The organism is Pandoraea morbifera, assembly GCF_902459575.1.
GTDB lineage: Bacteria > Pseudomonadota > Gammaproteobacteria > Burkholderiales > Burkholderiaceae > Pandoraea > Pandoraea morbifera.
Map to the genome: position 1 here is coordinate 45,739 of NZ_CABPSD010000023.1, position 6,552 is coordinate 52,290.

5 protein-coding genes and 1 other RNA gene are annotated in these 6,552 nt (G+C 63.6%); 3 read left to right on the forward strand and 3 right to left on the reverse strand.

Going from position 1 to position 6,552, the window contains the following annotated elements:
- Positions 1-390: 390 nt before the first annotated feature.
- Positions 391-1,443 carry an extracellular solute-binding protein gene (locus tag PMO31116_RS22880; RefSeq protein ID WP_150568710.1) on the forward strand — a complete coding sequence of 351 codons (1,053 nt, stop codon included), beginning with the start codon at positions 391-393 and terminating at the stop codon, positions 1,441-1,443.
- 169 nt (positions 1,444-1,612) lie between these two features.
- On the opposite strand, the gene PMO31116_RS22885 is transcribed toward PMO31116_RS22880, so the two are convergent.
- From PMO31116_RS22885 to trxA, 3 genes are all read right to left on the reverse strand, one after another.
- Entirely contained in the window at positions 1,613-2,614 is a 1,002-nt protein-coding gene (locus PMO31116_RS22885) for a tetratricopeptide repeat protein (protein ID WP_150568711.1), read from the reverse strand.
- A gap of 241 nt (positions 2,615-2,855) precedes the next feature.
- Positions 2,856-4,118, reverse strand: a complete 1,263-nt coding sequence (gene rho / locus PMO31116_RS22890; RefSeq protein ID WP_023596554.1) for a transcription termination factor Rho — start codon at positions 4,116-4,118, stop codon at positions 2,856-2,858.
- 193 nt (positions 4,119-4,311) lie between these two features.
- Positions 4,312-4,638 (reverse strand): thioredoxin TrxA, encoded by a 327-nt coding sequence (gene trxA / locus PMO31116_RS22895; RefSeq protein WP_150568712.1) that lies wholly within the window; start codon positions 4,636-4,638, stop codon positions 4,312-4,314.
- Between the two features lie 289 nt (positions 4,639-4,927).
- On the opposite strand from trxA, the gene ffs reads away from it, so the two are divergent.
- Positions 4,928-5,026, forward strand: an RNA gene (ffs, locus tag PMO31116_RS22900) — signal recognition particle sRNA small type.
- Positions 5,027-5,338: 312 nt separating this feature from the next.
- A partial coding sequence (gene dnaX / locus PMO31116_RS22905; protein ID WP_150568713.1) for a DNA polymerase III subunit gamma/tau occupies positions 5,339-6,552 on the forward strand: 1,214 nt, incomplete at its 3' end.

A 6,552-nucleotide genomic window follows, 5' to 3' on the forward strand; every position in this document is an offset into this window, starting at 1 on the left:
ACACTCCGGCAGGGCAGGACAAACGCGTGGCGCCCCCCGAATCGCCCGGGAGGATGGGGGCGGTGCGTCGACGCGCAATTTTACGGCGATTGGAGCCGCCCGGGCATAAATCAGTTCACTTTTGGAGGGTGTCATCGACGAGCGGTAACGTGTTGTGGAACCTTAGCGGGGCCGACTCGTCTGAATTGCCGCACCTTCCTGGCGTCGATGACTCGATCGCCGTCGTCACGGGCTCCCCCATTCCCGGAGGATTGCCTGCCCCTACACGCTCGACCGATTTTGGCGGGATGCCGGATATCCTGGCTAACAATAATGGGAATCATTTGCGTTTGTTGAAGTTTTTCATTATGCTGTTCCTCTCTACGAAACCACGACTGCGGGGAATGGCCCATGAAGGCGAAGACGATCGGCAAACTGGCGCGACTGACGGTGCTTGGCGCCGCAGCATGTACTGCGTTCACCGTGCAAGCGGAAACGAAGGTGTTGAACCTCTACTCGGCGCGCCATTACCAGACCGATGAGCAGCTCTACGGCACGTTCACCAAGCAGACTGGCATCAAGATCAACCGCATCGAGGCAGACGACGCTGCGCTGCTCGAGCGTTTGAAGAGCGAAGGCGCCAAGAGCCCGGCCGACGTGATCCTGATGGTCGACGCGGCGCGTCTGGCCAAGGCGGACGAAGCGGGTCTGTTCCAGCCGACGAAGTCGGCAACGCTCGATGCTCGCATTCCGGCCAAGCTGCATGCCGCGACGTCGAAGGCTGGCACCGACTGGTATGGCTTTTCGACCCGGGCGCGTGTGATCGTCTACAACAAGGACAAGGTAGACCCGAAGACGGTCCAGACGTACGCCTCGCTGGCCGATCCGTCGCACAAGGGGCAGGTTTGCACGCGCTCGGGCTCGCACCCTTACATGCTGTCGCTCGTCGGCGCGCTCATCGCACGCGACGGTGCGCAGGCCACGCAAAAGTGGGCGGAGGGCATGGTGGCGAATTTCGCGCGCGCGCCGAGGGGGGGCGATACGGATCAAATCAAGGCAGTGGCCACCGGTGAGTGCGGTGTGGCGCTCGCGAACTCGTATTACTACGTGCGCATGGCGCGTTCGGACAAGCCCGAGGACAAGGCGCTGATGTCGAAGGTCGGCTTCATCTGGCCGGACCAGGCCGGCAAGGGTACGCACGTGAACGTGGCGGGGGCGGGCATTGCCAAGCACGCGCCGAATCACGCGAACGCCGTCAAATTCCTCGAGTATCTCGCCAGCGACGAGGCGCAGCAGTATTTCGCCAACGGCAACAACGAGTGGCCCGCCGTGCCGACGACCAAGCTCGACAACCCGGCGCTCGCGGCGCTGGGCGAGTTCAAGGCGGAAGACGTGTCCATCGGCACCATCGCCAGGAACTTGCCCGAAGCGCAGCGTATCCTCGATCGCGCGGGCTACAAGTAAACAGCGCGGCGCACCGGGCGCGAGGGCGTTGGCGTCCCCGGACGTCCCCGGCATGCCGATGGCGGGATGCCGGCATCGAAACGAAGCGGGCACCGGAGATGATCCGGTGCCCGCTTGGCATTTGTGTCCCGCGCGCGTTATCGTCGTCCGGCGGCGCGTCCGTCATCGGTCAGTCGATATCGTCGCCAGGCTGGTACATGTGGTAGTCGCCCGTGGCGTAGACACCTTTGTACGGCGTGGGCGCTTCCGGATCGTGCTCGATAGGGTGCGTTTCCACCACGCGCAGCGATGCGCGCACCTGCGGCGGCTCACACTCGGCGATCAGGCGACGCGCCTCGGCCTCGTCGTCGGCAACGACGTCGTACGTGGTCACGAACGACGGCGGCGGGCCGTCGGGGTCCTCGTCCTCGAGCGGCTCGAACCACTCGCCTTCGACGATCAGATGCATCATGTGCGCGGTGTCCGATTGCGCCTCGCGTGCCGCGCGCAGCGCCCACAGGGCGGTCTCGCTCCATTTGTACAACTGCACGGCCTCGAGCGCATGGGCGAGCGCCTTCGCATTGTCGCCCGACTGCTTGTAAGCCAGCGACAATTCGGCCAGCACGTCGGCCATCGACACGTTGCTGCCTTCCTCGTCATGCTCCTGCTTGTGCAGGGCTTCGTAGGTCGCGATGGCGGCCTTCGGCTCGCCTTGCGCATTGAACAAATGCATGCGCAATGTCATGGCGTTTTCGATGAATGCCCGCCCCGCCTGAGCGAGATGCGGACTCTCCAGCACCCGATCGAGACGTTTCTGTGCGGCGGGCAGGTCGCCGTGTCGTGCCAGCGCGTTGGCGTGATTGAAGTCGACGATCACGAGGTCTTCGTCGGGGGCGCAGTTGGCGGCGGCCTCGTAGGCCTCGATCGCTTCGGGGAAACGCCCCAGGTCGGAGCGATAGTTGCCAAGCAGTTGCCACAGCAGCCAGACGCCCGGCGCATGGGCGACGCCGGCTTCAAGCACCGCAACCGCCTGCTCCATTTCGTCCATGTCGGCATAGGCCATCGCCTGCACCTCGTAGGCGCCCGAGTACCGCATCGACTCGAGCTTCTTGCCGATCTCCAGCGCCGACTCCGGGTCGCCAGCTTCGAGGTGGGCAAAGGCTTCCGTCATCAAATCGTCTTGCTCGGACATTGCATTTCTCCTTCGGGAACGGCAGGGGGAGGCGTGCCGGCGGCCTGCGCACGGTACGTCCCATCATATAACAGTCATCGTGACAGCCCGAACCGCGCAGTGTGTGAAGGGCGGGGGGGGGCGGCCGACACGATACGTGTGGGCGGCGGTTGGCGCCGCCGGTAGGGGGGGCGGCGCAATGAAAAAGCCGCGACAGGGTCGCGGCTTTCTCTCTTGATGCTTCGGGGCGTTGTCGTCAGGATCAGCCGCCGCGGCGCATCAGGTCGAAGAACTCGGCGTTGTTCTTCGTCTGCTTGATCTTGCCAAGCAGGAATTCCATTGCCTCGGCCTCGTCCATGTCGTAGATGAGCTTGCGCAGCACCCAGATCTTCTGGAGGATCTCGGGCTTGATCAGCAACTCTTCGCGACGCGTGCCCGACTTGTTCAGGTTGATTGCCGGGTAGACGCGCTTTTCCGCGAGGCGGCGCTCGAGGTGCACTTCCATGTTGCCGGTGCCCTTGAATTCTTCATAGATCACGTCGTCCATGCGGCTGCCGGTTTCGATCAGGGCCGTGGCGATGATCGTGAGCGAACCGCCTTCCTCGACGTTGCGCGCCGCGCCGAAGAAGCGCTTCGGGCGCTGCAGGGCGTTGGCGTCCACGCCACCGGTGAGCACCTTGCCCGATGCCGGGATCACGGTGTTGTAGGCGCGGGCCAGACGCGTGATCGAGTCGAGCAGAATCACCACGTCTTCCTTCATTTCGATCAGGCGCTTGGCCTTCTCGATCACCATTTCGGCGACTTGCACGTGACGCGTGGCGGGTTCGTCGAACGTCGACGCGATCACTTCCCCGCGCACCGAGCGCTGCATTTCCGTCACTTCTTCCGGGCGCTCGTCGATGAGCAGCACGAAGAGCTTGGCTTCCGGATGATTGGCGGTGATGGCGTGGGCGATGTGCTGCAGCATGACCGTCTTGCCCGACTTCGGCGAGGCGACCAGCAGGCCGCGCTGGCCCTTGCCGATCGGGGCGATCATGTCGATGATGCGGCCCGTGACGTTTTCCTCGCCGCGAATGTCGCGCTCGAGCAGCAGCGGCTTGTTCGGATGCAGCGGCGTGAGGTTCTCGAACATGATCTTATGTTTCGAGGCCTCGGGCGGGTGGCCGTTGACTTTGTCGACCTTTACCAGCGCGAAATAACGCTCGCCGTCCTTGGGCGTGCGCACTTCACCTTCGATCGTGTCTCCGGTATGCAGGTTGAAGCGACGAATCTGCGACGGGCTGATATAGATATCGTCCGTGCTCGCGAGATACGACGTTTCGGGCGAACGCAGGAAACCGAAGCCGTCCGGCAGCACCTCGAGCGTACCGTCGCCAAAGATGGTTTCGCCGGACTTTGCGCGCTTCTTCAGAATGGCGAACATCAGCTCCTGCTTGCGAAGGCGGTTCGCGTTCTCGATCTCGAGACCGTTCGCCATTTCAAGCAGCTCGGAGACGTGCTGGGACTTTAGTTCGGATAAATGCATACGGAGGTGCCGTCCGTCGGACGACAAGTGAAGGATCAGGGAAAAGTGAGCGAACGCTCGAAGAACTTTGAGATGCTTTTCGCCGGATTATATAGCAAGCAGCGCGGCGCGCAAGCACTGTCCTGCCTGCGCGCCGCCGGGGTGTCGCACTGTGGCGACAAAGGCCCCGGCGTGTACTGCCACCGGCGGCGGATTACAGATTGCCGTCGAGGAACGCGGTCAGTTGCGACTTCGACAGGGCGCCGACCTTCTGAGCGGCGACGGCGCCATTCTTGAACAGGATCAGCGTGGGAATGCCGCGGATGCCGAACTTGGCCGGCGTGGCCTGGTTGTCGTCGACGTTCATCTTGGCGATCTGAACCTTGTCGCCGTATTCCTTCGTGACCTCTTCCAGGATCGGGGCGATCATCTTGCACGGGCCGCACCACTCTGCCCAGAAGTCGAGAAGCACCGGCTTGTCGGAATTCAGAACCTCCGCGTCGAAGCTGGCGTCGGAGATGTGTTTGATGGCTTCGCTCATGAGTATTGTTGCCTCGTCTGACTATTCGGAAACGTGCGGCGAAAGCCCCTCGCTCTCGCCGACGCTGGAGATGTCACCCGACCTTCCGGGCGTGCATTCCCCATATGGAGGCTGCAGTCGCGGGCTTCAATAGCGCCCGCCAATGCAGTTTGTGCTCATCTTAGCGGAAATCGCAAACGCTTGCGCGCGTCCGCCCACGGCCCCCGCCCGGAGTAGGGCGGCGTACGGGCGCACCTTCTGGCGGAATGGGGCTTCTGTTGGCGCGTCGACTCTGGTAGAATCTTTCTCTGACGGGCCTCCTCGCATGGTGGCGCGGCCAATCTGGTCAGGTCGGGAACGAAGCAGCCACAGCCGTTTTCTACCAGTGCCGAGGGTCAGGCTCGTCACCTACCTCCTTGTTTTGTCGATGTTATCAGCGCGTTCTGCGCACGCTTCCCCCTCCGATACCTTGGCTTGAATTCGCTGCTGTCATCCCGCTATCGGGCATGCGGACGGTGCGCCTCGCTGCCCGCACGGGCCGGAGGCACGCGCGCGACGATGGGCGTCCGCCGACGTGTCGCGTACCCGGGACGCCCTTGGTAGAATCGCGCAACATTTTTTTCTATCGCACCGATAGCGGTTGCCTTGGGGCGGGGGCCGGACGACCGGCTGAGGCAGGATATCGGTGCGGGTGCTCAACGCCGAACTGTTACAATTTGGCATGACCTATCAAGTACTCGCGCGCAAATGGCGCCCCAAAGGCTTCTCGACCCTGGTGGGCCAGGAGCATGTCGTGCGTGCGTTGACGCACGCGCTCGAGCAACAGCGTCTGCATCACGCCTATTTGTTTACCGGCACGCGCGGCGTCGGCAAGACGACGCTCTCGCGTATTCTGGCCAAGGCGCTCAATTGCGAGACGGGGATCACGGCCGAGCCGTGTGGCGTGTGCAAGGCCTGCCGCGCGATCGACGAGGGTCGTTTCGTCGATTACGTCGAAATGGATGCGGCATCGAACCGTGGCGTCGATGAAATGACGTCGCTGCTCGAAAAAGCGGTCTACGCGCCCGCGGATGCCCGCTTCAAGGTCTACATGATCGACGAAGTGCACATGCTCACGGGGCACGCATTCAACGCGATGCTCAAGACGCTCGAGGAACCGCCCGCCCACGTCAAGTTCATCCTGGCGACGACCGATCCGCAAAAGATCCCGGTCACCGTGCTCTCGCGCTGTCTGCAATTCAACCTGAAGCAGATGCCTGCCGGGCATATCGTGTCGCACCTCACGAATATCCTGGGCGAAGAAGGCATCGAGAGCGAGCCGCAGGCGCTGCGCCTGCTCGCCAAGGCGGCGGGCGGCAGCATGCGCGACGCGCTCTCGCTCACCGATCAGGCCATCGCCTATGCGGCGGGGCCGCTGACCGAGACCGCGGTACGCGGCATGCTTGGCGCCATCGATCAGAGTGTGCTCGTGCGGCTGCTCGACGCGCTCAAGGATGAATCGCGTACCGACTTGCTGGCGATCGCCGACGAAATGGCCGAGCGCAGTTTCTCGTTCGCCGCCGGCCTTCAGGACCTCGGCAGTCTTCTGCACAAAATTGCGCTGGCTCAGTACGCACCCCAGGCCGTCTCCGACGACTGGCCGGAAGCGGCGGACGTACGGCGTCTGGCCGAGGCATTGTCGCCCGAGGCCGTGCAACTCTATTACCAGATTGCCACGCGCGCACGCGGCGAACTGGGGCTCGCGCCCGACGAATACACCGGTTTCTCGATGGCGCTGCTGCGCATGGCGGCATTCACGCCGTTGCTCGCGGGCGGCACGCTGGCCGAACCGCCCATGCCCCAGGCCGCGGGGGCCGCCGGTGCAGCCCTTGCCGCGGCGCCCGTGACCGGCGCGCCGGCACGCACGTCGATGGGCGAGCCGGGCCGCGCCGCGTC